20 protein-coding genes and 1 pseudogene are annotated in these 25,469 nt (G+C 69.7%); 12 read left to right on the top strand and 9 right to left on the bottom strand.

Annotated elements, in window-relative coordinates; genetic code table 11:
• Positions 1–385: 385 nt before the first annotated feature.
• Complete coding sequence (locus J5X07_RS03240; protein WP_208478664.1) at positions 386–1,222, bottom strand: polyphosphate polymerase domain-containing protein; 837 nt, start codon at positions 1,220–1,222, stop codon at positions 386–388.
• A 54-nt stretch (positions 1,223–1,276) separates the two neighbouring features.
• Complete coding sequence (locus J5X07_RS03235) at positions 1,277–1,957, bottom strand: DUF4956 domain-containing protein (RefSeq protein WP_208478663.1); 681 nt, start codon at positions 1,955–1,957, stop codon at positions 1,277–1,279.
• A gap of 701 nt (positions 1,958–2,658) precedes the next feature.
• Between J5X07_RS03235 and nrdH the strand changes: the two genes are divergently transcribed.
• The 5 genes from nrdH (at position 2,659) to J5X07_RS03210 (ending at position 7,396) form a co-directional block, all read left to right on the top strand.
• Entirely contained in the window at positions 2,659–2,904 is a 246-nt protein-coding gene (gene nrdH, locus J5X07_RS03230; RefSeq protein WP_124933190.1) for a glutaredoxin-like protein NrdH, read from the top strand.
• Between the two features lie 12 nt (positions 2,905–2,916).
• Positions 2,917–3,327 carry a class Ib ribonucleoside-diphosphate reductase assembly flavoprotein NrdI gene (gene nrdI, locus J5X07_RS03225; RefSeq protein WP_208478662.1) on the top strand — a complete coding sequence of 137 codons (411 nt, stop codon included), beginning with the start codon at positions 2,917–2,919 and terminating at the stop codon, positions 3,325–3,327.
• Positions 3,312–5,468 carry a class 1b ribonucleoside-diphosphate reductase subunit alpha gene (gene nrdE / locus J5X07_RS03220; RefSeq protein ID WP_208478661.1) on the top strand — a complete coding sequence of 719 codons (2,157 nt, stop codon included), beginning with the start codon at positions 3,312–3,314 and terminating at the stop codon, positions 5,466–5,468. Before nrdI ends, nrdE begins: the two co-directional genes overlap by 16 nt.
• 14 nt (positions 5,469–5,482) lie before the next feature.
• Positions 5,483–5,971, top strand: a complete 489-nt coding sequence (locus tag J5X07_RS12825; RefSeq protein ID WP_243896396.1) for a hypothetical protein — start codon at positions 5,483–5,485, stop codon at positions 5,969–5,971.
• 375 nt (positions 5,972–6,346) lie between these two features.
• Complete coding sequence (locus J5X07_RS03210; protein ID WP_208478660.1) at positions 6,347–7,396, top strand: hypothetical protein; 1,050 nt, start codon at positions 6,347–6,349, stop codon at positions 7,394–7,396.
• 84 nt (positions 7,397–7,480) lie between these two features.
• On the opposite strand, the gene J5X07_RS03205 is transcribed toward J5X07_RS03210, so the two are convergent.
• Positions 7,481–9,070 carry an SLC13 family permease gene (locus tag J5X07_RS03205; protein WP_208478659.1) on the bottom strand — a complete coding sequence of 530 codons (1,590 nt, stop codon included), beginning with the start codon at positions 9,068–9,070 and terminating at the stop codon, positions 7,481–7,483.
• Between the two features lie 236 nt (positions 9,071–9,306).
• Here J5X07_RS03205 and J5X07_RS03200 point away from each other — a divergent pair, with 236 nt between their 5' ends.
• From J5X07_RS03200 to J5X07_RS03190, 3 genes are read left to right on the top strand one after another with little or no spacing between them, the layout of a single operon-like run.
• A complete protein-coding gene (locus J5X07_RS03200; RefSeq protein WP_208478658.1) occupies positions 9,307–10,785 on the top strand; it encodes a sugar porter family MFS transporter in 1,479 nt (492 codons plus the stop codon).
• Entirely contained in the window at positions 10,782–11,342 is a 561-nt protein-coding gene (locus J5X07_RS03195) for a gluconokinase (protein WP_243896395.1), read from the top strand. The genes J5X07_RS03200 and J5X07_RS03195 overlap by 4 nt, the downstream gene beginning before the upstream one ends.
• On the top strand, positions 11,339–12,787 hold the full coding sequence (locus J5X07_RS03190; protein ID WP_208478657.1) for a GntP family permease: 1,449 nt from the start codon (positions 11,339–11,341) through the stop codon (positions 12,785–12,787). The genes J5X07_RS03195 and J5X07_RS03190 overlap by 4 nt, the downstream gene beginning before the upstream one ends.
• 562 nt (positions 12,788–13,349) lie before the next feature.
• Here the strand turns inward: J5X07_RS03190 and J5X07_RS03185 are convergent.
• A complete protein-coding gene (locus J5X07_RS03185; protein WP_208478656.1) occupies positions 13,350–14,018 on the bottom strand; it encodes a nucleoside/nucleotide kinase family protein in 669 nt (222 codons plus the stop codon).
• A 223-nt stretch (positions 14,019–14,241) separates the two neighbouring features.
• Here J5X07_RS03185 and nrdF point away from each other — a divergent pair, with 223 nt between their 5' ends.
• Complete coding sequence (nrdF, locus tag J5X07_RS03180) at positions 14,242–15,216, top strand: class 1b ribonucleoside-diphosphate reductase subunit beta (protein WP_124933198.1); 975 nt, start codon at positions 14,242–14,244, stop codon at positions 15,214–15,216.
• Positions 15,217–15,250: 34 nt separating this feature from the next.
• Here nrdF and J5X07_RS03175 read toward each other — a convergent pair whose 3' ends face one another.
• Entirely contained in the window at positions 15,251–16,582 is a 1,332-nt protein-coding gene (locus J5X07_RS03175; RefSeq protein ID WP_208478655.1) for an enterochelin esterase domain-containing protein, read from the bottom strand.
• Between the two features lie 321 nt (positions 16,583–16,903).
• Here J5X07_RS03175 and J5X07_RS03170 point away from each other — a divergent pair, with 321 nt between their 5' ends.
• Entirely contained in the window at positions 16,904–17,704 is an 801-nt protein-coding gene (locus tag J5X07_RS03170; RefSeq protein ID WP_243896394.1) for a hypothetical protein, read from the top strand.
• Between the two features lie 122 nt (positions 17,705–17,826).
• Here J5X07_RS03170 and J5X07_RS03165 read toward each other — a convergent pair whose 3' ends face one another.
• Complete coding sequence (locus J5X07_RS03165; protein ID WP_124933235.1) at positions 17,827–18,819, bottom strand: LacI family DNA-binding transcriptional regulator; 993 nt, start codon at positions 18,817–18,819, stop codon at positions 17,827–17,829.
• 233 nt (positions 18,820–19,052) lie between these two features.
• On the opposite strand from J5X07_RS03165, the gene J5X07_RS03160 reads away from it, so the two are divergent.
• Positions 19,053–22,154 (top strand): glycoside hydrolase family 2 TIM barrel-domain containing protein, encoded by a 3,102-nt coding sequence (locus J5X07_RS03160; protein WP_208478654.1) that lies wholly within the window; start codon positions 19,053–19,055, stop codon positions 22,152–22,154.
• Entirely contained in the window at positions 22,147–23,532 is a 1,386-nt protein-coding gene (locus tag J5X07_RS03155) for an MFS transporter (RefSeq protein ID WP_124933202.1), read from the top strand. Before J5X07_RS03160 ends, J5X07_RS03155 begins: the two co-directional genes overlap by 8 nt.
• 216 nt (positions 23,533–23,748) lie before the next feature.
• Here J5X07_RS03155 and J5X07_RS03150 read toward each other — a convergent pair whose 3' ends face one another.
• The 3 genes and pseudogenes from J5X07_RS03150 to J5X07_RS03140 form a co-directional block, all read right to left on the bottom strand.
• The gene (locus tag J5X07_RS03150; protein ID WP_208478653.1) at positions 23,749–24,519 is read right to left on the bottom strand and encodes a hypothetical protein; all 771 of its coding nucleotides are present in this window, start codon (positions 24,517–24,519) and stop codon (positions 23,749–23,751) included.
• The gene (locus J5X07_RS03145) at positions 24,516–24,989 is read right to left on the bottom strand and encodes a hypothetical protein (RefSeq protein ID WP_208478652.1); all 474 of its coding nucleotides are present in this window, start codon (positions 24,987–24,989) and stop codon (positions 24,516–24,518) included. Before J5X07_RS03145 ends, J5X07_RS03150 begins: the two co-directional genes overlap by 4 nt.
• 145 nt (positions 24,990–25,134) lie before the next feature.
• A pseudogene (locus tag J5X07_RS03140) lies at positions 25,135–25,469 on the bottom strand (hypothetical protein); the annotation flags it as partial.

Below are 25,469 nucleotides of genomic sequence, written 5' to 3'. Positions count from 1 at the left end.
ACGCGCAGTCAATGAGCCGGCTGTGAATGGGGAAAGCCCCAGGCATGGATTTCTCCGGTGTGGGTGCTCAAGCGGGACGCGGGCTGGGACTGTCAGACGGATCACCGGGAGTCGCCGGCCGGCGGGGCGGGCGTTGCACATCTTCAGGAATCAACCGATTGGTGGATCCGCATGATTCCGCGGCTTGTCCGGCAGGAATCCTGCCGAGCGGCGCTGAAGATGTGCAGCGGCGCTCCTGCTGCACATCTTCAACTCGGCCTGAGCCCTGAGACTGGCGAGATCATGGGGAATGTCCAGGGCTGGCAGCTGGGTGGGGGCCTGAAGATGTGCAGCGGGGCCTGGGAGCTCCGCCCCGATCCCGCTGACCGGTGCTCCTCGCGGTGGCTCAGGCGGCGTGCCTGGCCTGGTAGGTGCTGGGGCGGGAGTCCGCGAGCTCGTGGGTCAGGGTGCGGTGCCACTTGTTGGCGGGGAGCCCGGGGTGGAGCAGGGCCATGCCGGTGGCGTACTTGGAGATGCGTGCTGGGCGATGCCCCTGGGACCACAGGAACCGGTCCGCCAGGGAGGGTGTGGCGGGGTTCTTCGTCTCGACGACGATGAGGTCCCCGATCGAGGCGGCCCGGGTACCCGGGCCCCTCCCGTCGATATCCCTCCAGGTCAGGTAGGCGTCGACCGTCACCCGCGCGCCGTCACCTGGCAGGTGCATGGTGATGCGGTCGTAGTGGGTCAGGATGACCGGGGTGAGCATCTGGGCGACCTGCGCCGCCTGGGGCGGCGGGAGGATGTTCGAGGCGCTCAGGCGCTCGGTGACGAAAGCGCGCCCGTCATCGGTGATGCGGTCGCAGTTTGTGGAGCTGTAGGGCAGGCGGGTCTTGACGGTGGCCTCGCGCGAGCCCTGGGTCTTGACCTCCAGGAAGCACAGGTCGGAGTCCAGGTAGGTGCGGGTGCGGACTTTGAAGCTGCGCCGGCGCTTGCGCGCCGAGAGCATGTAGGTGGACAGGTCAGGGGTGTCGAAGTAGGTGGAGGCGTAGGAGAAGGCCTGGAGCCGGCCGATCTGGAGGACCCTGCCGTGCGGGGCCAGGGTGCTGATGAGCGCCTGGGCGTCGGGCAGGGGGATGAGGTACTTGCGGTCGATGCGGGTGAGCAGGTCTGCGTCGGTGTTGAGCTGATCGAGGCTGATCGTCGCCATCCCCTGGGTGCGCAGCCTGAGGGTGTGCCGGGGCATGAGGGCTCCTATGGTCTGTCAGGGCTGTCATCGGCCACTGCCGGCCCGATTCGCTCAGGCCGCCTGCGGCTGGGGCCACGGGGCGTGGCCCTGCTGGGGCCAGGAGGTGGGATGGGGCGGATGCTGGTCGGGCCAGGGCTGGGGGTCGGGCTCGGAGGAGGGGCGGCGCTGCTGGCGCGGGAGTTGGAAGCGCACGTCGACCTGGGTGGTGTCGTTGACCAGGTCGAGCTTCTCGATCTCCAGGTAGCGCACGCGGGCGCCCAGGGTGCGCTCCAGGTGGGCGGTCAGTGCGGTCTCGTCGCTGATGGCGCGGTCCAGGAGGATGACCTGGTGGCGGTGGCGGCGCATGAGGGCGGGGTGGTCGCCGATCCACAGGGAGGCCACGACCAGGGCCATGAGGGCCGCATCGATGGGGAGCGGGGCGCTCTGGATGCCGCCGAGCAGGCCCAGGGCCAGGGCGGCGAAGAAGTAGGCGACCTCGTGCTGGCTCAACTGGGTGGAGCGCAGTCGGATGATGGACAGCACGCCGAACAGGCCCAGCCCCAGGCCGGCGCCGATATCTGCTGTGGACAGCAGGAGGGTGACGGCCAGGACGCCGATGTTGACGCCGATATAGGCGGCCACGAGGTCCTTGCGGCGGTGGCGGCGCGCGTAGAGCACGCCGACCAGGACGGTCAGGGCCACCAGGTCGGCGGCGATGTGGCTCAGGGGTGTGAGTAAGGAGGACAGGGACATATTGGGGCTCCTACGGTCGGGTGGGGGGAACCGTTGGTGTGACGGGAACTAGCGGGGCGAATCTAAGGGACTTTTCTATGAAGAGCATGAGGAAAAACTGTAAAGACGTTCTGAAGGCGGCATGCGGGATCCCTGATTCTCCTGTTATGTCGGGCGAAAGTCCTTCCTGGGAATCGCCCTCCCGGACGTGATAGTTTCCGTATCAATAATCTGCCCGAGCGGGTTCGGCGGGGCGGTGCCGCCTCCCGGGCGGCCTGCGAGGCGGCGGCGACACGCGGACGGCGGGCTGTGATGCAAACGAGATTGAGCGGCTTGTCCCCAGATCGAGGGCGTCGGTGGATGGAGCGGGGAGGCGGGGCTGTGGTCGCGGGGGCCTGTTCGTGTCCCACCCGTGCAGGACCATGGTTCCGCGGATCGGCGCACAGGTCCCCCGGGTGGGGGCCGCAGCGCGCGGAGGGGCTGTCCACGGCCCCTCCACAGGCGGTCCCGGAGCTGTCCACAGGCGGGAGGATGTTGTGCACAGGTCAGCACTAGACACAGCATGTTGGGGTGGTGGACCCGATGGACCCCTAGGGGTAGTGTCTTGTCTCGCGGGGCCACCATGGCCCTCCGCGAATGACAAGCGTGTGGTTACACCGGTGCCATCGCCCGACGGGAGCGAGGCGCTGGGGTCTCCACCGGAACCCGAGGGAGAGGCCACCATGGCGATCACCGTCTACAGCAAGCCCAACTGCGTCCAGTGCTCTGCGACCTACCGTGCGCTGGACAAGGCCGGCCTGTCCTACGAGGTCGTGGACATCTCCCTGGACGCCGAGGCCCTGGAGCAGGTCAAGACCCTCGGCTACGCCCAGGCGCCCGTGATCATGGCCGGCGGCGATCACTGGTCCGGCTTCCGCCCGGACAAGATCAAGGCCCTGGCCACCGCCCTTGAGGCCGTCGCCGTCTGACGCAGGCGCTCCGTGAGCGGCAGGGGCCTGCTGGTCTACTTCTCCTCCACCTCGGAGAACACCCACCGGTTCGTCGGCCGGCTCGGCCTGCCGGCGGTGCGCATCCCGCTGCGCCGCACCGAGGCGCCCCTGAGGGTGGATGAGGACTACGTCCTCGTGGTGCCCACCTACGGCGGTGGGGCGATCAGGGGCGCGGTGCCCAAGCAGGTCATCGCCTTCCTCAACGACCCCCACAACCGGTCGCTGTGCCGCGGCGTCATCGCCTCGGGCAACACCAACTTCGGCGAGGCCTACGGCCTGGCCGGTGACATCATCGCCAGCAAGCTCGGCGTGCCGCTGCTGTACCGCTACGAGCTTCTGGGCACTCCCACCGACGTCGCGCGCGTCAAGCAAGGATTGGAAGACTTTTGGCAGAAACGCTGACGGACACCGGCTCTGAGACCGTGTCCTCCCCGGAGCTGGACTACCACGCGCTCAACGCGAAGCTCAACCTCTACGACGCGAACGGGCTCATCCAGTTCGATGCCGACCGGGAGGCCGCCCGCCAGTACTTCCTCCAGCACGTCAACCAGAACACCGTCTTCTTCCACGATCTGGAGGAGAAGCTCGAGTACCTGGTCACCGAGGGCTACTACGAGGGCCACGTCCTGGACAAGTACTCCCCGGCCTTCGTCAAGAGCGCCTTCAAGGCGGCCTACGCCCACAAGTTCCGCTTCGAGACCTTCCTGGGCGCCTTCAAGTACTACACCTCCTACACGCTCAAGACCTTCGACGGCAAGCGCTACCTGGAGCGCTTCGAGGACCGGGTCACCATGGTGGCCCTGACCCTGGCCGACGGCGATGAGCAGCTGGCCCTGGACCTCATCGAGGAGATGATGACCGGCCGCTTCCAGCCGGCCACCCCCACCTTCCTCAACGAGGGCAAGGCGCAGCGCGGGGAGCCGGTCTCCTGCTTCCTGGTGCGCATCGAGGACAACATGGAGTCCATCGCCCGGGGCATCAACTCCGCCCTCCAGCTGTCCAAGCGCGGTGGGGGAGTGGCCCTGCTGCTGAGCAACCTGCGCGAGATGGGTGCGCCCATCAAGCGCATCGAGAACCAGTCCAGCGGTGTCATCCCGGTGATGAAGCTGCTGGAGGACTCCTTTTCCTACGCCAACCAGCTGGGGGCCCGCCAGGGCGCCGGCGCGGTGTACCTGCACGCCCACCACCCCGACATCATGCGCTTCCTGGACACCAAGCGCGAGAACGCCGATGAGAAGATCCGCATCAAGACCCTGTCCCTGGGCGTGGTCATCCCGGATATCACCTTCGAGCTGGCCCGCAACAACGAGGACATGTACCTCTTCAGCCCCTACGACGTCGAGCGCGTCTACGGCATGCCCTTCTCCGAGGTCAACGTCACCGAGAAGTACCGGGAGATGGTGGACGACGGGCGCATCAAGAAGAAGAAGATCAACGCCCGCACCTTCTTCCAGACCCTGGCCGAGATCCAGTTCGAGTCCGGCTACCCGTATGTGATGTTCGAGGACACGGTCAACCGGGCCAACCCGATCAAGGGCAAGATCGTCATGTCCAACCTGTGCTCGGAGATCCTCCAGGTCTCCGAGGCCAGCACGCTCAACGAGGACCTCACCTTCGCCCACGTGGGCAAGGACATCTCCTGCAACCTGGGCTCGCTCAACATCGCCAAGACGATGGACTCCCCGGACTTCGCCCGCACCATCCGCACCGCGGTGCGCGGCCTGACGGCGGTCAGCGACCAGACCCACCTGCCCAGCGTGCCCTCCATCGACCGGGGCAACCACGAGTCCCACGCGATCGGGCTGGGGCAGATGAACCTCCACGGCTTCCTGGCGCGCGAGCGCATCCACTACGGCTCCGAGGAGGGCCTGGACTTCACCAACGTCTACTTCGCCTGCGTGCTCTACGCGGCCCTGACGGCGTCGAACGAGATGGCGGTGGAGCGCGGGGAGAGCTTCGTGGGCTTTGAGGACTCCACCTATGCCAGCGGGGAGTTCTTCGAGAAGTACACGACGCAGGACTTCGTGCCCGTGACCGAGCGCGTGCGCGAGTTGTTGGAGAAGTCCTCGGTCAAGGTTCCCACCCGCCAGGACTGGGCGGAGCTCGCCGAGAAGGTGAAGAAGGGGGGCCTGTACAACCGCAACCTCCAGGCGGTGCCCCCCACCGGCTCGATCTCCTACATCAACAACTCCACCTCCTCCATCCACCCGATCGTGGCCAAGGTGGAGATCCGCAAGGAGGGCAAGATCGGGCGGGTCTACTACCCGGCGCCCTACATGACCAACGACAACCTGGAGTTCTACCAGGATGCTTACGAGATCGGCCCCGAGAAGATCATCGACACCTACGCCGCGGCCACCCAGCACGTGGACCAGGGGCTGAGCCTCACCCTGTTCTTCCCGGACACCGCCACCACGCGCGATGTCAACCGCGCCCAGATCTACGCCTGGCGCAAGGGCATCAAGACCCTCTACTACATCCGCCTGCGCCAGGCCGCCCTGGTGGGCACCGAGGTCGAGGGCTGCGTGAGCTGCATGCTGTGAGTGACAGGAATGGAGTGGCTGTCAAACAGGGCGGTGTCGAAGGCTCGGAAGAGAGTTGTATAGAGGTGGGAGGATGGGGGATTTCTCGTCCCTTCCATGTGCTTGTTGACGAGTCCGAGGTTGAGGGCTACTCGATGACCGCGGTTGCCGTCAGGGCTGCGGATGTCGCGAATGCAAGAGCAAAACTCAAGCAGCAGATGCGCAAGGGGCAGCGGTCGATTCACTTCACCAATGAGCGTCCAGAAGCTCGTAAGGCGCTCATTGAGATGATGACATGCCGGCGCCTAGTCCTGGATCGGAGCGACTCCGTGGTGAAGGCTGATCGGCAGGTCCTTCAGCAAGTGCTCGGCCATGGTTGGGAGGGAACGTACGACCATCTTCGCGACCATGAGGAGCCGTTGCTGTGGCTTGCTGACGGCATCAGCTGGTGCTGGAACAGGGGTGGGGACTGGAGGGAGCGGTTAAGCGGTATCGAAGTCGAGGTCGTCGAACTCAGTGCGTGACGGTGTGAGATCAGTGGTGAACTGAGGTTCCCCCATCCAGCGCGAAACCCGGCTCGCCCACCGTCCGGAAGGCTGCCGGGTCCACTTCGCAAGGCTACTGCCCTGGGCAAAGATCATCATACGCACGCCTTGTCGACAACGCAAGCCTTGTCGGGAGCGCCTGCCTTCCTGGCAGCGCAGGGGAGCCCTGAAAGCGCACCCAGGTCAGGCGGTGACCGTGCGTGATAGGAGCCGAGGTGGGCGGGCCCTGCCGTATACCCTGGCCGCATGTCCTCCACCGATGACACTGCGGCGCCACCTGCCTCTGCCCCCGGCGGAGCCTCGGATGACGGCGCCGGCGCTGACGCCGCCCCTGGGCCCCGATGGCGGCATCGGATGCGACGCCGCACCGTGATCCTGGGAGCCCTGGGCGTCATCGGTGCGGTCCTCGCCGGCGGTGGCGCCCTGTCGTACTACAACGCGAACCGCCCCTGCCCCTGCCCGCCACCGCCCCCACCCACCCCGGCGCCCGGGCTGGCCGAGCTGCGCGCCGCCGTCACCCGCTTCAACACCGAGCACGGGTGGGCAGGCGTCGATATCTCCGAGGACAACCGCTCCGGCTGGTCGAGCGCATCGGTCCAGGCGAGCCTCCAGGTCACCGGTGATCTCGATGAGACCGTCACGCCCACCCAGATGGCGGCCTTCGTCGTCGGGCTCCATGAGGCGGTGGACGGCCTCCTGGTACCGCCCGGCTCGGACACCGTCCCCCTCCGGGTGCGGGTCGAGCTGCGCAGCCGCCGGCGCAGCCAGGACACGGGGATCACCGCCGAGATCGCCAGTGCCACGGATCACGATGTCCTGGCCGCCTGCATGTCAGTGGCCAGCGAGGCGCTCGACAGTGGCACCAACTCGGCCGCGTTGACCGGCGAGACCCTGGCCCTGCGTCATCCTGATCCCGACGGCGGCGGCCTCCTCGACCCGGCTGTCTGGCTGCTCGCCGCGCCTGCGAGTCTGCCGGCCGGCGTCGTCCTGGAGCAGCAGCGCGACTACGACGGGAACTGCGTGCTCATCACCCGCATGATGGCTGGAGACGACATGTCCGAGGTGCCCCTGGCCGATCTGGCTGAGGCAGCCTGCGGCCTGCGGTGGTATGAGGCGACCGTGGAGTCGGCGGAGGCGGGCGCAGTCGTGCGCCTGTCCGAGCCTGAAGGCGCAGGGCCGCGCTCCGACCAGCCTCTTGGGGTGGAGGATCTGCGCGGCGTGCTGGACCTGGCGCGAACCGGCACCTGGGCCCGGTGGATCCTGGCCGAGGGCGGTGACGGCTACCGCGGCGTCGTCTTCGAGTGCACCGACGGCACCCTCTCCGTTCCCGAGGTCGTCCCGGCACTCGCGGGGACGGGCATCTCCCTGGAGCGCTCCCGCGAGGTGCTCGCCGAGCTGGGGTGAGCGTGGCGGCCAGGGGCGTGCAGGCGGTCCTGACCGCGGTCGGGGCGCCCCAGCGCTGGACAGGCGCTGAAGGCGCCCCGCAGCTCACAGGCTCAGGCCGAAGACCGGGACCATGAGGCCGACGACGGCCAGCGTCACCAGCACCGCCCCCGCCAGGTTGAGCCAGATGCCGGCCCGGACCATGTCGCCGATCTGGATGTAGCCCGACCCGTAGGCCACCGCATTGGGCGGCGTGGCCACCGGGAGCATGAAGGCGAAGGTTGCCGACAGGGCCACCGGCACCACCAGCAGCATGATGTTGGCGGGAGCCTGCTCGGTCAGGCCGACGCCGATGGCCACCCCGCCCATGATCGGCAGGAAGGCCGCCGCCGTCGCCGTGTTCGACGTCAGCTCGGTCAGCAGGATCACCAGCAGCGCCACGGCCGCCACCAGGAGCACGATCGGCAGCGCCCCCAGGCCCTTGGCCTGCTCGCCGATCCAGATCGACAGTCCCAGGCGGGAGAACATCGCCGACAGCGACAGCCCGCCGCCGAAGAGCAGCAGCACATCCCAGGGCAGCTCCTTGGCCGTCGCCCAGTCCAGGAGCCGGGTCCCCCGCGAGCGGTCACCGGGCAGCAGGAACAGGGCGGTGGCCGAGCACATCGCGATGAGCGCATCGGAGATGGTCAGGGAGGAGCCCGTCCGATTGAGGATGAGCGGGATGAAGACCCAGGATGCCGCCGTCACCACGAAGACGACCGCGACCCTCATCTCCCCCCTGCTCATGGGGCCCAGCTCGCGCCACGCCCCCGCGATGACCTCCCGGCCGCCGGGGATGTCCTCGACCTCGGGCCGGAAGAGCACGTGGACCAGCAGCCACCAGGCCACGAGCATGAGGACCATGGCCAGGGGGACCCCCACCAGCATCCACCGGCCGAAGCCGATCTCGATCCCATGCGTCTCGGAGAGATAGGCCACCATGAGGGCGTTGGGCGGGGTGCCGATGATCGTGCCCACCGAGCCGATCGAGGCCGCGTAGGCGATGCCGAGCATGAGGCCGGTCGACAGGCGCCGCATCCTGTCCGGCCCTCCTACCAGGGAGGAGACCAGGCCCAGCACCGAGATGCCGATGGGCAGCATGACCACCGCCGTGGCCGTGTTCGACACCCACATGGACAGGAATCCCGTCGCCGTCATGAACCCCAGGACCAGGGCGCGCGGCCTGGTCCCCACCCGCAGCACCACCCACAGGGCCACGCGCCGGTGGAGGTTCCACTTCTGCATGGCCAGGGCCAGCATGAAGCCGCCCATGAACAGGAAGATCGTGTCCGAGGCGTAGGGGGCGGCCACCTCCTTGAAGTCCGCCACCTGCAGGGCGGGGAAGATCACCAGGGGCAGCAGTGCGGTGGCGGCCAGGGGGATCGCCTCCGTCATCCACCACACCCCGAGCAGGACGGCGGCGGCAGCCACCGCCCGCAGGCCGGCGTCGGTGTAGGCCGCCTCGTTGCCGGCCGCCGCGGCAGCGCTGTTGACCTGATCGACGGCGTCGGCGGGGAAGAGGGCGTAGGCCAGCGCCGCCAGCACCGGCCCGAGGACGATGCCGATGCGCTGACGGCGCAGGGCTGAGGCAGTGGGAGGGGTCTCGGAGTCGGCGCGAGCATGGGAGCTCGACTCGTGGGTGACGGGCAGACTCATGGCGTGCACCTCCTCGTGCGAGAGCGATAAGTCGCACGATTCTACCGATCGCACCCCGAGTGCGCCACAGATCCTGCCGAGGCCGAGTGGATCGCCAGCCGTCCTGATGCGCCAGCCCACCCGGTCAATTCGGTGTGTTGTGGGACTCATTCCCGTATCCTGGGGAATCTCCGCGCAGAGGATCGCGCGGGCCAACCACCGCTCCACGGCACTGGCGCCGACGTCAGGACGACCACATGTCAGATACCACCCGCCCCACCGACAGCACTAAGCACACCGAGCACACTGAGAGCGGCGATCACCCCGACGCCGCCTCAACGGTCAGCCGCCTCAATGCCCGCGTCATCGGCATCTGCATCGCTGCGGCGCTGGGGGGCTTCCTCTTCGGCTTCGACACCGCCGTCATCAACGGCGCCGTCGACGCCCTGGCCGGCGAGTTCACCCTGAGCTCCGCCCTCAAGGGCTTCTCCGTCTCCTCCGCACTCATCGGCTGCGCCCTGGGCGCCTGGTTCGCCGGACCGGTGGCCAACCGCATGGGCCGCGTGCCCGTCATGCTCATCGCCGCCGTGCTCTTCATCCTCTCCGCTCTGGGCTCGGGCCTGGCCTGGGGTGTGGCCGACTTCATCGTCTGGCGCGTCATCGGGGGCCTGGGAGTCGGGGCCGCCTCGGTCATCGCCCCGGCCTACATCGCGGAGGTCTCCCCGGCCTCGGTGCGCGGCCGCCTGGGCTCCCTCCAGCAGCTGGCGATCGTCGTCGGCATCTTCTCCGCCCTCCTGGCGGACGCCATGTTCGCCGGCTTCGCCGGGGGCGCCGCCGGCACCCTGTGGTGGGGGATGAGCGCCTGGCGGTGGATGTTCATGGCCGAGGCCATCCCCGCCCTCCTCTACGGCCTGTTCGCCTTCCGGCTGCCCGAGTCCCCCCGCTTCCTGGTGGCCCGCGGCGACTACGACAAGGCCTCCCAGGTGCTCTACGACTTCACCGGCATCGTCAACGTCAACCTCAAGATCGAGGAGATCCGCTCCACCATCGACTCCGAGAAGCGCGAGTCGCTGTCCGATCTGCGCGGCCCGGCCATGGGGCTCAAGCCCATCGTGTGGGTGGGCATCGCCCTGTCGGTCTTCCAGCAGTTCGTGGGCATCAACGTCATCTTCTACTACTCCACCACACTGTGGCGCACGATCGGCTTCCAGGAGTCCGATGCCCTGACCATCACCGTCATCACCTCGGTGACCAACATCGTGGTCACCATCGTGGCGATCCTGCTGGTGGACCGCGTGGGGCGCCGCCCCATGCTCCTGGTCGGCTCCGTGGTCATGACCGCCTCCCTGGGGCTCATGGCCCTGGCCTTCTCCTTCGCCCAGATCAGCGCCGGTGGCGAGGTCACCCTGGGAGCGCCCTGGGCGCCCATCGCGCTGGTGGCGGCCAACCTGTTCGTCGTCGCCTTCGGCGCCACCTGGGGACCGCTGGTGTGGGTGCTGCTGGGGGAGATGTTCCCCAACCGCATCCGCGCCGGAGCGCTGGCCGTGGCGGCGGCCGCGCAGTGGGTGGCGAACTTCTTCATCTCCACCACCTTCCCCATCTTCTCCGACATCGGCCTGACCTTCGCCTACGGCTTCTACGCCGTCTGCGCGCTGCTGTCCTTCCTCTTCGTGCTGCGCACGGTGCCTGAGACCAAGGGAAAGGAGCTGGAGGACATGGAGGATCTGAGCAGATGAGCGGCATGCAGGAGCCGAGGGACGGCGCCCGCCCGGGGCAGGTGACTCACCTGGTGATCATGGGGGTCTCGGGCTGCGGCAAGACGACGGCGGCCGCGAGCCTGTCCCGGGAGCTGGGGTGGCCCGTGGCCGAGGCCGACGACTTCCACCCCGCCGCCAATGTCGAGAAGATGGCCTCCGGGGCGCCGCTGACCGATGAGGACCGGTGGCCCTGGCTCGCCTCCCTGCGGGAGTGGATGACCCGGCGCGCAGGCGAGGGGGCCTCCACCATCGTCACCTGCTCCGCCCTCAAGCGCTCCTACCGCGACCTGCTCTCCGCGGCTGAGGGCCGGGTGCGCTTCATCCACCTCCGCGTCCCGCAGGCCCAGCTGGAGGAGCGCATGGAGCAGCGCACCGGCCACTTCATGCCGCCCAGCCTCCTGCCCTCCCAGCTCGCCACGCTCGAGCCCCTGGAGGCGGATGAGGACGGCATTGTCGTGGAGTCCCATCAGACCCCCGAGCTCACCCTGGCCGCCATCCTCGAGGCGCTTCAGGCCGATGGGAGGACCAGCTCATGACACCGCCTCCCCTGGCCCCCGTCTGCGCCGTCGGCTCCCCCCTGGTCCGAGCACCCCTGGAGGCCGACGCCGTCACCCACTCCTCCTCACCCGCCCAGCTCGTCATCGCCGCCCTCATCGGGGTGGCGGCGATCGTCGTGCTCATCGTGCGGGTCAAGCTGCACCCCTTCCTCGCCCTGACCCTGGGCTCCTTCGCCATGGCGGTGATCGCGGGCATCCCACTGGTGGACGCCCTCACCCCCTTCACCCAGGGCCTGGGCTCCACGATCGGCGGCGTCGGCGTCCTCATCGCCCTGGGGGCCATCATCGGGGCCTTCCTCATCGAGTCCGGGGGCGCTGACACCATCGTGGACACGGTCCTGGCCCGCACCAGCGTCCCGCTCCTGCCCTGGGCCATGGCCCTGGTGGCCTTCGTCGTGGGGATCCCGCTGTTCTTCGAGGTCGGAGTCGTCCTGCTCATCCCCATCGTCATGCTCGTGGCCCGCCGCTCCCGCCTGCCCGTCATCCTCGTGGGGATCCCGGCACTGGCGGGCCTGTCCGCCCTCCACGGGCTCGTGCCCCCGCACCCCGGCCCCCTCATCGCGATCGACGCCATCGGCGCCAACCTGGGGCTGACCCTGGGCCTGGGGCTCATCGTGGCCATTCCCACGGTCATCATCTCCGGTCCCGTGGCTGCCCGCCTCATGGCCGCCTGGGTGCCCATCCAGGCCAGCGGCATCCTGGGGGACCGGGACGATCCGGGGGAGCAGGACGCGCCGCGGGACCGGGGGAGCCGGCCCTCCTTCGCCGTGGCGATCTCCATCGTCCTGCTGCCGGTGATCCTCATGCTCCTGCGCACCCTGGTGGAGACGATCATGCCCCGATCCACCGGCTCGATCCTCTACAGGGCCGCCGCCTTCGCGGGCACTCCGGTGGTCGCGCTCCTGCTCACCACACTCCTGAGCCTGCTGGTCCTGGGCGCCCGCATGGGGCAGGGGGCGCAGGAGATCAGCTCCCGGGTGGGGTCGGCGCTGGGACCGATCGCCGGGATCCTCCTCATCGTCGGGGCCGGCGGCGGCTTCAAGCAGACCCTGGTGGACTCCGGGGTTGCCGAGGTCATGGCCGAGGCCATCCAGGGCGCCGGGCTCTCGCCGCTCCTGGCCGGCTGGCTCGTGGCGGTTGCTGTGCGCCTGGCCACCGGCTCGGCCACTGTGGCCACCATCACCGCTGCGGGCATCATGGCGCCACTGGCCACAGGTCTGACGGCGCCCGAGGCCGCCCTGCTGGTGCTGTCCATCGGCGCCGGATCGGTCTTCCTCTCCCATGTCAATGATGCGGGCTTCTGGATGGTCAAGGAGTACTTCGGCATGACCGTCGGCCAGACCTTCAAGACCTGGTCGCTCATGGAGTGCCTCGTCTCGGTGGTCGCCCTGGCCGCGGTCCTGCTCCTCAACCTCGTCGTCTAGGTGCGCTTCCCCGGGAGGCGCGACCGGGGCGGGCGAGGTTCTGGCGCCCCTTCCTGGCTCGGGGTGGTCCGGGGCGTGGGTCGGGGTTCTGGGCTGGATGGCTTTGGTGCGCTGGATGGCCTCGAGGTGGTGGCCGGCTGCGGCGCCTGCACGAGGAGCTGCGCGACGGGCCGCAGATTGGGCGTCGTTTCGCGAAAAGCGCGTCACTTCGCGACATGGACGACACCTGCAGGTACCGTCCATGTCGCGAAGTGACGCCTTTGTCGCGAAGTGAGGTCCCATCGAACCCGTCCCACCACCGCCTTGGCCAGTCACCAGCCCCATGCATGCCGGAGGAGGACGGCACGATGGGCCGGTCGTCGGCGTCGCAGGCGGCCAGCCCCTTGCGCGCCGGAGAGGGGACCCCGATGAGCGCCGGCCCTCTGAGCACCAGCCCCTGATGACCAAGGCGAGCCAGACCATCCGCACCCCACCGCAAGCCCCACCCTCCCCGTCCACAGCCCCCAGGGGAGCGCACCCATCCCTGCGCACCGGTGGTGGCGCGCGGGCCGGCGCAGGCGGGTCACCCCAGCCGCCACACCTGGTCGCAGCGGTGAGCGCTGGCCGAGACCAGCCGGGCATTGGGCAGGTCGACGCTGCGCACCCAGTGGCCGGCCTGGGCCCGGTCCCGCCCGAAGGCCTGGTGGCGGGCCACCAGGCGCCGGGACAGCTCCGCCTCGTCGACCTCCAGGTGGATGAGCACATCGATGCGCTCGCGCACCGGCCCCCACCCCTGCGCCTCCAGGGCCAGGTAGTTGCCCTCGGTGACCACGATGCCCGGCCCGCTCACCAGGGTGCCGGCGGCCACCGGCTCATGCAGGTCGCGCCGGTAGACGGGGGCCAGGACCTCGGCGCCGGCGCGCACGCGGTCCAGGACGGCCAGGTAGCCCGCGACGTCGAAGGTGTCCGGCGCGCCCTTGCGGCCACGGCGCCCCAGGGCGTCGAGCACCGCATTGGACAGGTGGAAGCCATCCATGGGGACGCTGCCCGCCAGCAGCCCCCGCCCTGCCAGCAGCGCCTCCAGCTCGGCGGCCAGGGTGGACTTGCCCGCCCCGGGAGCCCCGGTGAGGCCGACGACGGCGCGCCCGGAGGCGGCCCGCCCCGCCAGGTGCTCGGCGTCGTCGACGAGGCCGGCCAGGAGAAGGGCGGGCTCATCGGTGAGTCGTGGGGGAGTGGGCGTCTCGGGGCTCATGACGGCAGTGTCCCCGCCCACGCCTCCCTGCGCCATCCCCTTGCGCGCGGGGTGCTCAGTGAACGCTCAGTGAACACCGAGGCCGTGCAGGTCGCAGCCCCGTCATCCCCTGGCGCGCGCGGGGTGCTCGCCCGGCGGCGCCGCCGCGCCCAGCCTCGTTGCGCCTCCGCTGCAGCCTCGTCGCTAGCATGGGGGTGACAGCCAGCCGTCCGGAGGAGCCCCCATGCACGAGCCCATCAAGCTCATCGACCGCGTCCAGGCGATCAACTGGAACCGCCTGTCCGACGACAAGGACCTCGAGGTCTGGGATCGGCTGACCGGCAACTTCTGGCTGCCCGAGAAGGTGCCGCTGTCCAACGATGTCCAGTCCTGGGCCACCCTGACCGAGGCCGAGAAGAACATGACCACCCGTGTGTTCACCGGCCTGACCCTCCTGGACACCATCCAGGGCACGGTGGGGGCGGTCTCCCTCATCCCCGACGCCCGCACCCCCCACGAGGAGGCGGTGCTGACCAACATCGCCTTCATGGAGAGCGTCCACGCCCGCTCCTACTCCTCCATCTTCTCCACCCTCATCTCCACCGCGGAGATCGATGAGGCCTTCCGCTGGAGCGAGGAGAACGAGAATCTCCAGCGCAAGGCCCGCATCATCCTGGACTACTACCGCGGCGAGGATCCCGAGAAGCGCAAGGTGGCCTCCACCATGCTGGAGTCCTTCCTGTTCTACTCCGGCTTCTACGCCCCCATGTACTGGTCCAGCCACGCCAAGCTGACCAACACCGCCGACCTCATCCGCCTCATCATCCGCGACGAGGCCGTCCACGGCTACTACATCGGCTACAAGTACCAGCTGGCGGTGCGCGAGTCCTCGCCCGAGCGCCAGGCCGAGCTCAAGGACTACACCTTCGATCTGCTCATGGAGCTCTACGACAACGAGGAGCAGTACACCGAGGACCTCTACGACGAGCTGGGGCTGAGCGAGGACGTCAAGAAGTTCCTGCGCTACAACGCCAACAAGGCCCTGATGAACCTGGGCTACGAGGCGCTCTTCCCGCCCGAGGCCACGGACGTCAACCCGGCGATCCTGGCCTCCCTGAGCCCCAATGCCGATGAGAACCACGACTTCTTCTCCGGCTCGGGCTCCTCCTACGTCATGGGCACCGCCGAGGCCACCCAGGACGAGGACTGGGACTTCTGAGCCGCCCCGGGCCCTCAGCGGCGGCCCCCGCCCCTCAGCGCCGGGCCCGCCCCGCGGCGCCCACCGCCTGCTCGATCGCACCCGGGAGGGCGCGCCGCCACCAGGCCATGTCGTGCCCACCGGTGACCAGGTCGTGCGGTGCGGGCACCAGTGCCCCGACGGCGTCGAGCAGGCTGCGGGCATGCAGCAGCGCCCCCACGAGGTTCCACTCCAGCCGGCCGCCCTGGAGCACCACCGGTGCCGAGTCGCCCCGCCGGCCCACCTCCTCGAACCACCGCCCGGCCCCCGGATCCACCGGCTCGCTCCGCGGCCACCACAGGGAGGCCGACTGCGCCACCACCGCGTCGACCAGATCCCCGTGGCGCACCGCGCACAGCATGGCGAACAGGCCGCCCAGGCTCTGACCGGCGACGACCACCGGGGGGCGGCTCCCGCCCGTCCCATGGCCGGGCCCCGGCCCGGCCAGCGCCAGCACCGCCTCCAGCAGCGCCCTGGACTCCGCCGGCTCGCAGGCCCAGTCGATCTGGCGCTGCGCGCCTTCGGCGGCGCACAGCAGGGCGAGCCTCGGCGGGGCCATGCGCCCCTCCTCCACGGCGGCGGCCAGCGCCTCGACCAGCAGCGCGTCACCCAGCCAGGCCTCCCCGTCCAGGCAGATGACGAGGGGGCTGCCGGCCCCCGCCCCCGGGTGGGTGAGCACCACCAGGTCCAGCTCCCGACCCGAGGCCGGGGCCGTCAGGACCGCATCCCGGCGCCGCCAGGCGGCCGTGACCCGGTGCGGCACCCCGGGCGCCTCCTCCAGGGCCAGCACGCCATGGGCCGCCGGCCCCCGTGCGCCCGCACCGGCGGGCAGGCGCTCGCGGCAGTGCGGATCCTGCTCGGCATGGGCCAGGAAGGCCCGGTAGTCCCCCAGCCTCACCCCCTCGTGCGGGCTCGCCGCCGGTGGCGGGCTCCCGGGCACGACGAAGCGGTAGGAGGCGATCCATGTGCTCGGCATCTCCAGGCTCAGCGCACACAGGTCGCTGCCGCCCAGCGGGAGCATGCGCGCCTCCCCCGGATCGGTGGGGTCGGTGATCCGGTTGGCCTCCAGGTAGACGCCCCGGGGGGCCGGCCCGCGCCGCAGGAAGGACACGATGCGGGCTCCCTCCCGGGAGCCCTCCTCCACCAGGGGCGTGCCTGCGGCCATGACCTCGGCCTCGAAGCGGTCGAGGATCCGGTCGCGCTCGCCGGGAGCGGCGCGAGTGAGCGACTCCTCCAGGGCGGTCAGCCGCGAGGAGCGGGCCCGGGGCAGGGGCCAGGGCCGCGCCGCCTGGGGAGGGGTGGCGGCGCGCCGTCGTTCCGTCAGGGCGTGATCAAGCAGCGGGACCATGTCGCTCAGGTTAGCCTCACCATTCCCGGCGGGGCACTCCCCTCCGGAGCGCCCGGGCCCCTTGGCGATGCCTGCGCCCATGGCCGCTGCGGGCGCCCGTGGGCAGGGGCGGGGAGGGCTACCCGTTCCCGGCGCCCCCGCCCGGCCCTACGGTGGCGGGATGGAAACCTCACGGCATCAGCGCCGCAGCATCCTGCGGGTCCTCCGCACCTCCATCGCCCTGGCCCGCCCCCTGCGGGCCCCGGGGCGGGACTGATCCCCGGTGGGCCGGGGCCGCCCGGGGTGCCCGGCCGGGCCGGTCGTGGTGACTAATCTGGAACCATGAGCGAGTACCTGGCGGGACCCACGGGCAGGCACGCCGACCCGGGGCGCCGCGTCGATGAGCGGGAGCACGTGCGTTTCGGCATCCCCTTCAACGGGGTGGTGCCCATCTGGCACGACGACGCCACCATCACCTGGCACCGCCCCGGCGACGGCACCGATCTGGCCACCGTCCTGGGCATGGGCCTGGTGGAGACCGAGCCCGGACCCACCGAGGTGCCCCAGGGGTGGGGCGAGCACGTGGAGACCGGGACTCTGGCCGAGGGCGGCCGCGTGCTCCTGCTCAGGGCGGCCACTCCGCAGGGCCGCCGGGCCATCAACGATCCCGGTGAGGGCGCCCCGGTCGTGCTCGATGAGCCCCTGGGCTTCGAGGAGGCCATGGAGGGGGACTTCGACCTCATCGGCTTCAGCATCCACATCGGCCGGCTCATGCTGCGGGCCGCCCGCGACGGCGGCATCCTCATCTTCACCCTGCGCGCACCGCGGGATCCCGAGCCGCACCACCTGCTGTCCATCCCCGCCGACGTCGATGATGCCGGCGTCATGAGCTTCCACCTGGGCACGCTCCTGGAGATGGACAGCGGGGTCTGGAGGACCGCCGCGCACTCCGATGGCATGTCCCTTTTGGAGCTGCGGGTGCCCTACTCCGACCTGGTGGCGGACTTCGGCGAGGACGGGCAGGAGGGCCTGGACGCGGACCGGGTGGTGGAGCTGGCCCAGCCCGCCGTCCAGTGCCTGCTCAAGCCCGGCTTCCCCTTCGCCCTGGGCTGCTCGATCCTGCTGCCGGAGCAGGGGCGCTGAGCCTCTCCCTGCTGGGTCATCCGTATTCCGCCCGGTGATGCGACCGGGTATGAGCGGGCGGAATGCGGCTCACCCAGCGGGAATCGTCCGACCCCGCCACGTGCCCCGCCCGGCGCACCGGCTCAGCCGGGGTGGGGCGGGGCAGCGGTGCTGGCCCGGATGATCATCTCGGTGGGGATCACCATGCTCCTGGCGCCCTGCGGCCCTCCTGCGGCCACCTGCTCCAGGATGAGCTCCACCATCGCGCGGCCGTGCCGGCGGAAGTCCAGGCGCACGGTGGTCAGCGGGGGGAAGCTGAACTCACCCAGGGCCAGGCCGTCGAAGCCGACGACGGAGACCTCCTCGGGCACGCGCCGGCCCTGCTCGTGCAGGGCGCGGATGAGGCCCAAGGCGATCTCGTCGTTGGCGCAGAGCACTGCGGTGACCTCGGGATCGCGGGCCAGGCGAAGGCCCGCCCGGTAGCCGGCGGCCGGATCCCAGTCGCCCGGCACCGGTTCGGGGGCCGCGATGCCGGCCTCCTGGAGGCGCCGGGCCCAGGTGGCCCGGCGGATGAGCGCCGACTGCGAGCCGGGGGGCCCGGTGACGTGATGGATCGTGCGGTGCCCCAGGTCCAGGAGGTGGTCGACGGCGTCGCGCACGCCCTGGACCTGGTCGGCCGAGGCTGAGGGGTAGTGGCCCACCAGGGCGGAGTCGGATACGGCCACCGGCATGCCCGGGGGCAGCGAGAACCGCTCCGGCCCGGCAGTGCCCGCCTGGACGACGACGAGCCCATCGATGTCCTGATGGGCCAGCCGGACCGAGGCCTGGCGCAGGTCCTCGGACTCGGGGCGGGCCACCTGGGCGAGGTTGACGGCGTACCCGGCCTCGGTCGCCGCCTCCAGCACCCCTGCCGTCGTCAGGGCCTCGCCGGTGCGCTGGATCTGCTGGGTGAGCACCCCGATCGTCCGGGAGGAGCCCCGGCGCAGCGCCTGTGCCGCCCGGTTGGGGGAGTAGCCCAGCTGGTCCATGGCCTGCAGGACCCTCCGGCGGGTGGCCTGGCGCACATTGGGGGCCCCGCTGGAGACCCGGGAGACCGTTTGGGAGGACACGCCCGCCAGTCGGGCGACGTCGGCCAGGGACGGGGCGCCCGCCGCCGGCCCTCGCGCGCCCCCGCGCCGCGCCTCCCCTCCCGTTCCCATGCCGGGAAGGCTACCAGGACCCGCGGAAGGCTCGGCGAAGGCTTGTGATGACGTTAACATAAACCGGATTATCTGATGAGAAAGCCTTGTGAAGCCGAGAGGGTGTCGTTATGTTGAGGTCAACATCACGGCGCGAACCGCGGTGATCCGCCCACGGATGGAGCTGCACGATGATCGTCCCCCGGCACTATGAGGACCTCTCGGTCCTCCATGAGAACACCCTGCCCCCACGCTCCTACTACCTGCCCGCCTCCACCGCGATCGACCCGGGCCCCCAGGCCCGGGACGTCTCCGACCGCCTCCAGATGCTCAACGGCCAGTGGGCCTTCCGCTACCTGCCGAGCATCCACGACCTCACCGAGCCCTTCTGGGAGCCCGGCGCCGCCACCGAGGGCTTCACCCCCATCCCCGTGCCCAGCACCTGGCAGCACCTCGGCTACGACCACCACCAGTACACCAACGTCCGCTACCCCATCCCCCTCGATCCCCCCTTCGTCCCCCAGGACAACCCCTGCGGGGCCTACCTCCGGGACTTCGAGCACACCCCCTGCCCCCAGGCGCCCCGCACCCACCTGGTCCTGGAGGGCGTCGACTCCTGCTTCTACGCCTGGCTCAACGGCCACTACATCGGCTACAGCCAGGTCTCCCACGCCACCAGCGAGTTCGACGTCACCGAGCACCTGGTCCCCGGGGCCAACCGCCTGGCGGTCCTGGTCCTCAAGTGGTGCGACGGCACCTACCTGGAGGACCAGGACAAGTTCCGCACCAGCGGCATCTTCCGCGACGTCTACCTCCTGTCCCGCCCCGAGGCGATGGTCCACGACTACGCCACCACCACCGTCCTGGGGCCGGGGGACGGGCCGAGCCGCGCCGAGGTGGAGGTGCGCGCGGTCTTCCGCGGCGGGCAGGCGCCCACCACCGCGGAGCTGTCCCACGAGGGCCGGGTCGTGGCCGGGGGCCGCCTGGAGCCCTTCGACGGCGACCCCCACTACACCCACCGGGTCTCCCTGGCCGTCGAGGACCCGCACCTGTGGAGTGCCGAGGATCCCCACCTCTACACCCTGACCCTCACCGCCCCGCAGGAGGTCATCACCGACCGGGTGGGACTGCGACGGATCGAGGCCGTCGACGCCGTCGTGCGCCTCAACGGGCGCCCCCTGACCCTGCGCGGCGTCAACAGGCACGACTCCGACCCCCGCACCGGGCCCGTGGTGGACCTGGACCACATGCGGCGGGACCTGGCGCTGATGAAGCAGCACAACATCAACGCCGTGCGCAGCGCGCACTACCCCAATGATCCGCGCTTCTACCAGCTGTGCGACGAGTACGGCTTCTACGTCATGTCCGAGGCCGACAACGAGAGCCACGGCACCCAGGCCCGCTACCTGGCCGACCCCTCCTGGGACAACCAGGTCGAGCACTGGAACGAGCTCATCGCCGACAACCCCGAGTGGATCGGGGCGACCATGGACCGGGTGCGCCTGTGCGTCCACCGGGAGAAGAACAGGCCCAGCGTCATCGCCTGGTCGGCGGGCAACGAGTGCGCCTACGGGTGCACCCTGGAGGCGGCCCTGGCGTGGATCAAGTCCTTCGACCCCACGCGCCTGACCCACTACGAGGGCGCCTACTACCGCGACTCCAAGCGGCGCTACGACTACTCCGGCATCGACCTCTACAGCCGCATGTACCCCGCCCTGGAGGAGATCGAGGACTACCTGGCCTCCGATCCGGACAAGCCCCTGGTGCTCGTGGAGTACAGCCACGCCATGGGCAACGGCCCCGGCGATCTGGAGGACTACCAGGAGCTCATCATGGCCCACGACCGCCTCTGCGGGGGGTTCGTGTGGGAGTGGTGCGACCATGCCGTGGCGGGCCGCGACACCGGGGCCGGCCCCGTCTACCTCTACGGCGGGGATCACGGTGAGGACATCCACGACTCCAACTTCTGCGTCGATGGGCTCGTGGACCCCGATCGTCGCCCCCACCCCGGGCTGGCCGAGCTCAAGAACGTCCAGCGCCCCGCCCGCCTCGTGGCCCTGGACCAGGAGCGCGGGGAGCTGACCATCCGCAACGAGCTCGACATGACGGACCTGACCGACTACCTGCGCATCGACTACGAGGTGCGCTGCGACGGCGAGCCGGTCGACAGCGGGACCCTGGAGCCCGAGGGGCCCGTGCCCCCGCACTCCCGGGTCACGGTCCCCTGCCCGCTGGTCGTGCCCGCCTCCGGCCGCTGCCACCTGCTGCTGCGCTACCGGCTCATCGCCGACCGGCCCCTGCTGGAGCCCGGCCATCCCCTGGGCTTCGACGAGGCGCCCCTGGCCAATGCCGACCCGCGCCACCGGGCCCTGATCCGCCTCGATGCGGCCCCCGCACCGCGGGGCCGGGTGCGGGCGCGACGGGCGGGCACCAGGATCGAGATCTCCGGTGAGGGGTTCTCCCACGCCTTCGACACGCGCACCGGCCTGCCCGAGGCCCTGGGGGTCGGCGGGATCCGGCTGCTGGAGCGCCCCATGGAGATCAACCTGTGGCGGGCCCCCACCGACAACGACCGGCACATCAGGAAGGAGTGGGAGCGCGCCCTCTACCACCTGGCCCGGGCCCGCGCCTATGACGTCGAGGTCGAGCAGCATGGGGCCGAGGTGATCATCCGCAGCGACATCGCCATGGTGGCGCCCTCCGTCCAGCCGCTCCTGCGCGCGGCGGTGGTGTGGACCATCAGGGGTGACGGCTCCATCGGCATCGACCTGAGGGCGCGCCGGGACCGGGAGCTGCCGCCCCTGCCCCGCCTGGGCCTGCGCCTGCTCCTGCCCGAGGCCATGAGGCACGTCTCCTACTACGGGCTGGGCCCCCAGGAGAGCTATGCCGATAAGCGCCGCGCCGGCTACCACGGGGAGTTCCTCGCCGACGTCGTCGAGATGGCCCCGGACTGCATCCGCCCCCAGGAGGGCGGCAGCCGGGCCGACTGCGACTACGTGACCCTCAGCGGCCCGCGGGTCTCGCTGACCGCCGTGGGCCGCTCGCCCTTCTCCTTCAACGCCTCGCCCTACACCCAGGAGGAGCTGGCCCGGTGCCGGCACCGCACCGGGCTCAGGCCGTCGGGCAGCACCGTGCTGTGCCTCGACGGGGCCATGGCGGGCATCGGCTCCAACAGCTGCGGGCCCGGGCTGAGGGAGCAGTACCGGATCGACGACGAGGAGCTGGGCATGGCCCTGGAGCTGGTGCCCACGACCATCAAGCAGAACACGCACAACGAGGTGAGCAATGACTGACAGCACTGAGACGACCTACCTGCGCTGGTACAACAAGGTCGGCTACGGGTCGGGGGATGTGGCGGGCAACGTGGTCTACGCCCTCCTGTCGGCCTTCCTCATGATCTACCTGACCGACACCGCTGGCCTCAACCCCGGGGTCATCGGCACCCTGATGATGGTCTCCAGAATCTTCGACGGGTTCTCCGACATCATCTTCGGCAGGCTCCTGGACCGGACCCGCACCCGGATGGGCCGGGCCCGGCCGTGGATGCTGTGGGGCTTCGTGGGGTGCGCCGCCATGATCATCGCGCTCTTCGCCATCCCCGCGGCCCTGGGGGAGGGCGCCAAGTACGCCTGGTTCTTCATCACCTACACCCTGCTCAACTCCGTGTTCTACACGGCCAACAACATCGCCTACTCGGCCCTGACGGCACTGATCACCAAGAACAGCGCCGAGCGGGTGCAGATGGGCTCCATCCGCTTCATGTTCGCCTTCGGCACCAGCCTGCTCATCCAGTCCATCACCGTCCAGGGCGTGGAGATGCTGGGCGGCGGGGCGCAGGGGTGGCGCGCCATGGCGATCATCTACGCCGTCATCGGGCTGGCGGTCAACACCCTGTCGGTGCTCAGCGTCAGGGAGCTGCCTCCCGAGGAGCTCGAGGAGCAGGGCCAGGGGGCCCGGGGCGGCGATGAGGAGCGGCTCAGCCTGAGGCAGTCGGTGCGCATGCTTCTGAGCAACAAGTACTACCTCATCATCCTGGCGGTCTTCCTGCTCACCCAGGTCTTCACCGCGATGCTCAACATGGGCATCTACTTCATGACCTACGTCCTGGGCGACGCCGGTCTCCTGGGGGCCTTCGCCTGGGCCATCAACATCCCGCTCATCGTCGGGCTGCTCGTCACCCCGGTGGTCGTGGGCCGCCTCGGGGGGATGTACCGGGTCAACATCGCGGGGTACGCCGTGGCGGTCCTCGGGCGCCTGGGCGTGGTGGTGGCCGCCTACATGGGCAGCGTCCCCCTCATGCTCGCCTTCTCCGCCCTGGCCTCGATCGGGATGAGCCCGCTGCAGGGCACCCTCAATGCGCTCATCGCCGAGGCCTCCGAGCACACCCGGCTGCGCACCGGGCATCGCATCGACGGGCTGATGTTCTCCTGCACCTCCCTGGGGGTCAAGGTGGGCGGGGGGATCGGCACCGCCCTGTCCGGGTGGCTCCTGGCGGCCAGCGGGTACATCGGCGGCGCGCAGGCCCAGTCGGACTCGGCCATTCAGATGCTCCACGTCATGTACGTGTGGCTCCCCCTGGCCGCTGCTGCCGTCATCCTGCTGCTGCTCACGCGGCTCGATGTCGAGCGCGTCAACGCCGGGCTCAGGAAGCGGGAGGGCTCGGCGAGCTGAGGCGGTGAGCCGGCCCGATGGGCTGAGGCCACGGGAGCGGTGCGCGGGTGTGGTGGCAGTGTCATGCGCGATGACGCCGCCACCACACCCGCGCAACGCTCGAAGCCCGGGCCCTTGAGCCGGCTCCGCAACTGCGGCGGTGGGTGAGGCCTTGGTGTGAGTGGTGTCCGGCGGTGGGTTCCGCCCCGGTCCTGGGCGTTGATGGGGGTGTGGCCCTCAGGAAGGGGTGGCCCATAGCCAGGGCGTGATGGTTGTCCATACGTCGGTGGCCAGGAGGGGTTCGAGGGGATATTGCGTCGAGGAGGGGCCGTGCGGGTCGGTGGCGCCTCCCGGCTCCTCGAGGATCTGGTAGAGGGCGTTGCGGGTACCGAGGGTCATGGCCTGCCCTGTGGTGGTGTAGCCGTCTCCCTCCCTGTCCTGGCGAGAGCGTAGGACGATGGACCATTGCCCGGTCTCCGCGTCGTTGGTGAAGGTGGATCCTGGTGGTCCGTACTCTCCCATGGTGCGCATCGTGGTCACGGCGGCGTCGATGTCTCCCTGCCGCACGGCGGCGGCGAGGGTGCCGTAGACCGCATCGGGGCCGTCGCCTATCATGGGGCGGGGGTAGAGGTGGTCGTTGGCCAGGGCGATGTGGGGGACCTCGATGTCGTCGCAGGCGTAGATGTGGACGCCGTCGGCGTCGTGGCGTGCGATGGTGCAAGTGGGGGAGGATAGTGCGATGGCGAGGTCGCGCACTGGCAGGGGGTCGTTGGGGGCGAGTCGGCGCAGCAGGTAGCGGGCGTCGGAGTTCATGAGGCCGGCGAGGATGCCGCGTGCTGCGGGCGTGGGCCCGTAGGGGTCGATGACGCCGAGATCCTCCAGTCCCGCGAGGGCGCCCTCGGCGTAGTTGGCGCGCTGGGTCAGGGGGCCGGTGAGCATGCGCTGGAGGACGTCCCACTGGTCCGGTTCGAGGATGATGATGCCGCGACTGGTGTCGAAGGAGCTCATGCGGCCACCTCCAGGGTGTTGCTCATGTGGACGAAATGCTCGGACAGGGCGCCGAACTCCTGTGTGGCGCAGGTGAATGTGGCCGTCCACAGGTGGGTGCCCTCGTCGGTGCGATCGAGCCAGGCGATCTGGAGGATGGTCAGGGAGATGTCGTCCAGGATGTAGATCCCGCTGCGCAGACGCCTGCCCTCGGGGGGACCGGCAACGGCGAGTTCGTCGAGCATGCGCATGCCGGGAATGGAATCGGCCATCACCCTGGCGGAGGCTATGAGGACCTCCTCGGGGTTATCGTCTGGGCCTAGGGTGGTGCGCACGGCGACAAGGTTGGGCGCGTAGGACGGTGTGCTGGGTACGGCGGCAGCAATGTATCTTACGGCTTCCCCGCCGATGTTGAGAATATTGGGGGGCAGCTCCTCCGGGGTGATCGTGCGCCATCCGGGGGCGAGCTGGATATTGATCGTGTCTCCCATGGTTCTCCTTGCTCCTCTGTCCGGGTCCATGCTATTGGGCCGTGTGACCTTGCGCCCCGGGTGTGATGTGACTAGCGCTTACCGGTCGGTGGGGTCCTCGCAGGTATCGGCCTATTGTCTTCCGGTGGCCTAACATCCAATATTATCATGTTGGCGTGCTGGGGTGTGGTGCGCTGTCGTGGTTGTGATGTGAGCGGGGTGGTGGCTCGTCGTCGGGTATGGGGAGGGTGTAGGAGGATGAGTGGTCGGTGTTCTGCGGTGGCGTGGATTGATAGTTTTTGAGGGCGAGGATGCTCGGTGTTGTGTCGGGATACTCATCGACTTTTTCTGATGCGGTCTGGTTGGCGAGTCGACGGCGCTTCTCCATCTGCCACTCTGGATACATGGGCTTAGGTAGAGGAATGGGAAGCAGGCCGAGGACGGCGACCGCCAGGAAGAACAGAACTGCTGGTACTAGGAGTGACATCAGGGGGCTGGTCT

The organism is Actinomyces bowdenii (assembly GCF_017592395.1).
Taxonomy (GTDB): Bacteria; Actinomycetota; Actinomycetes; order Actinomycetales; family Actinomycetaceae; genus Actinomyces; species Actinomyces bowdenii.
The sequence above is the reverse complement of the archived record's forward strand: the minus strand, read 5'-3'. Positions and strand labels throughout refer to the sequence as shown.

What these genes read in the sequence shown, in the direction of transcription:
- J5X07_RS03195 (WP_243896395.1), top strand. Translation starts at nt 10,782, where the DNA reads ATGAGCGGCATGCAGGAGCCGAGGGACGGCGCCCGCCCGGGGCAGGTG.
- J5X07_RS03205 (WP_208478659.1), bottom strand. Translation starts at nt 9,070, where the DNA reads ATGAGTCTGCCCGTCACCCACGAGTCGAGCTCCCATGCTCGCGCCGAC.
- J5X07_RS03145 (WP_208478652.1), bottom strand. Translation starts at nt 24,989, where the DNA reads ATGGGAGACACGATCAATATCCAGCTCGCCCCCGGATGGCGCACGATC.
- nrdF (WP_124933198.1), top strand. Translation starts at nt 14,242, where the DNA reads ATGCACGAGCCCATCAAGCTCATCGACCGCGTCCAGGCGATCAACTGG.
- J5X07_RS03190 (WP_208478657.1), top strand. Translation starts at nt 11,339, where the DNA reads ATGACACCGCCTCCCCTGGCCCCCGTCTGCGCCGTCGGCTCCCCCCTG.
- J5X07_RS03150 (WP_208478653.1), bottom strand. Translation starts at nt 24,519, where the DNA reads ATGAGCTCCTTCGACACCAGTCGCGGCATCATCATCCTCGAACCGGAC.
- J5X07_RS03240 (WP_208478664.1), bottom strand. Translation starts at nt 1,222, where the DNA reads ATGCCCCGGCACACCCTCAGGCTGCGCACCCAGGGGATGGCGACGATC.
- nrdH (WP_124933190.1), top strand. Translation starts at nt 2,659, where the DNA reads ATGGCGATCACCGTCTACAGCAAGCCCAACTGCGTCCAGTGCTCTGCG.
- J5X07_RS03210 (WP_208478660.1), top strand. Translation starts at nt 6,347, where the DNA reads ATGCGACGCCGCACCGTGATCCTGGGAGCCCTGGGCGTCATCGGTGCG.
- J5X07_RS03200 (WP_208478658.1), top strand. Translation starts at nt 9,307, where the DNA reads ATGTCAGATACCACCCGCCCCACCGACAGCACTAAGCACACCGAGCAC.
- J5X07_RS03235 (WP_208478663.1), bottom strand. Translation starts at nt 1,957, where the DNA reads ATGTCCCTGTCCTCCTTACTCACACCCCTGAGCCACATCGCCGCCGAC.
- J5X07_RS03155 (WP_124933202.1), top strand. Translation starts at nt 22,147, where the DNA reads ATGACTGACAGCACTGAGACGACCTACCTGCGCTGGTACAACAAGGTC.
- J5X07_RS03160 (WP_208478654.1), top strand. Translation starts at nt 19,053, where the DNA reads ATGATCGTCCCCCGGCACTATGAGGACCTCTCGGTCCTCCATGAGAAC.
- J5X07_RS03175 (WP_208478655.1), bottom strand. Translation starts at nt 16,582, where the DNA reads ATGGTCCCGCTGCTTGATCACGCCCTGACGGAACGACGGCGCGCCGCC.
- J5X07_RS03170 (WP_243896394.1), top strand. Translation starts at nt 16,904, where the DNA reads ATGAGCGAGTACCTGGCGGGACCCACGGGCAGGCACGCCGACCCGGGG.
- J5X07_RS03185 (WP_208478656.1), bottom strand. Translation starts at nt 14,018, where the DNA reads ATGAGCCCCGAGACGCCCACTCCCCCACGACTCACCGATGAGCCCGCC.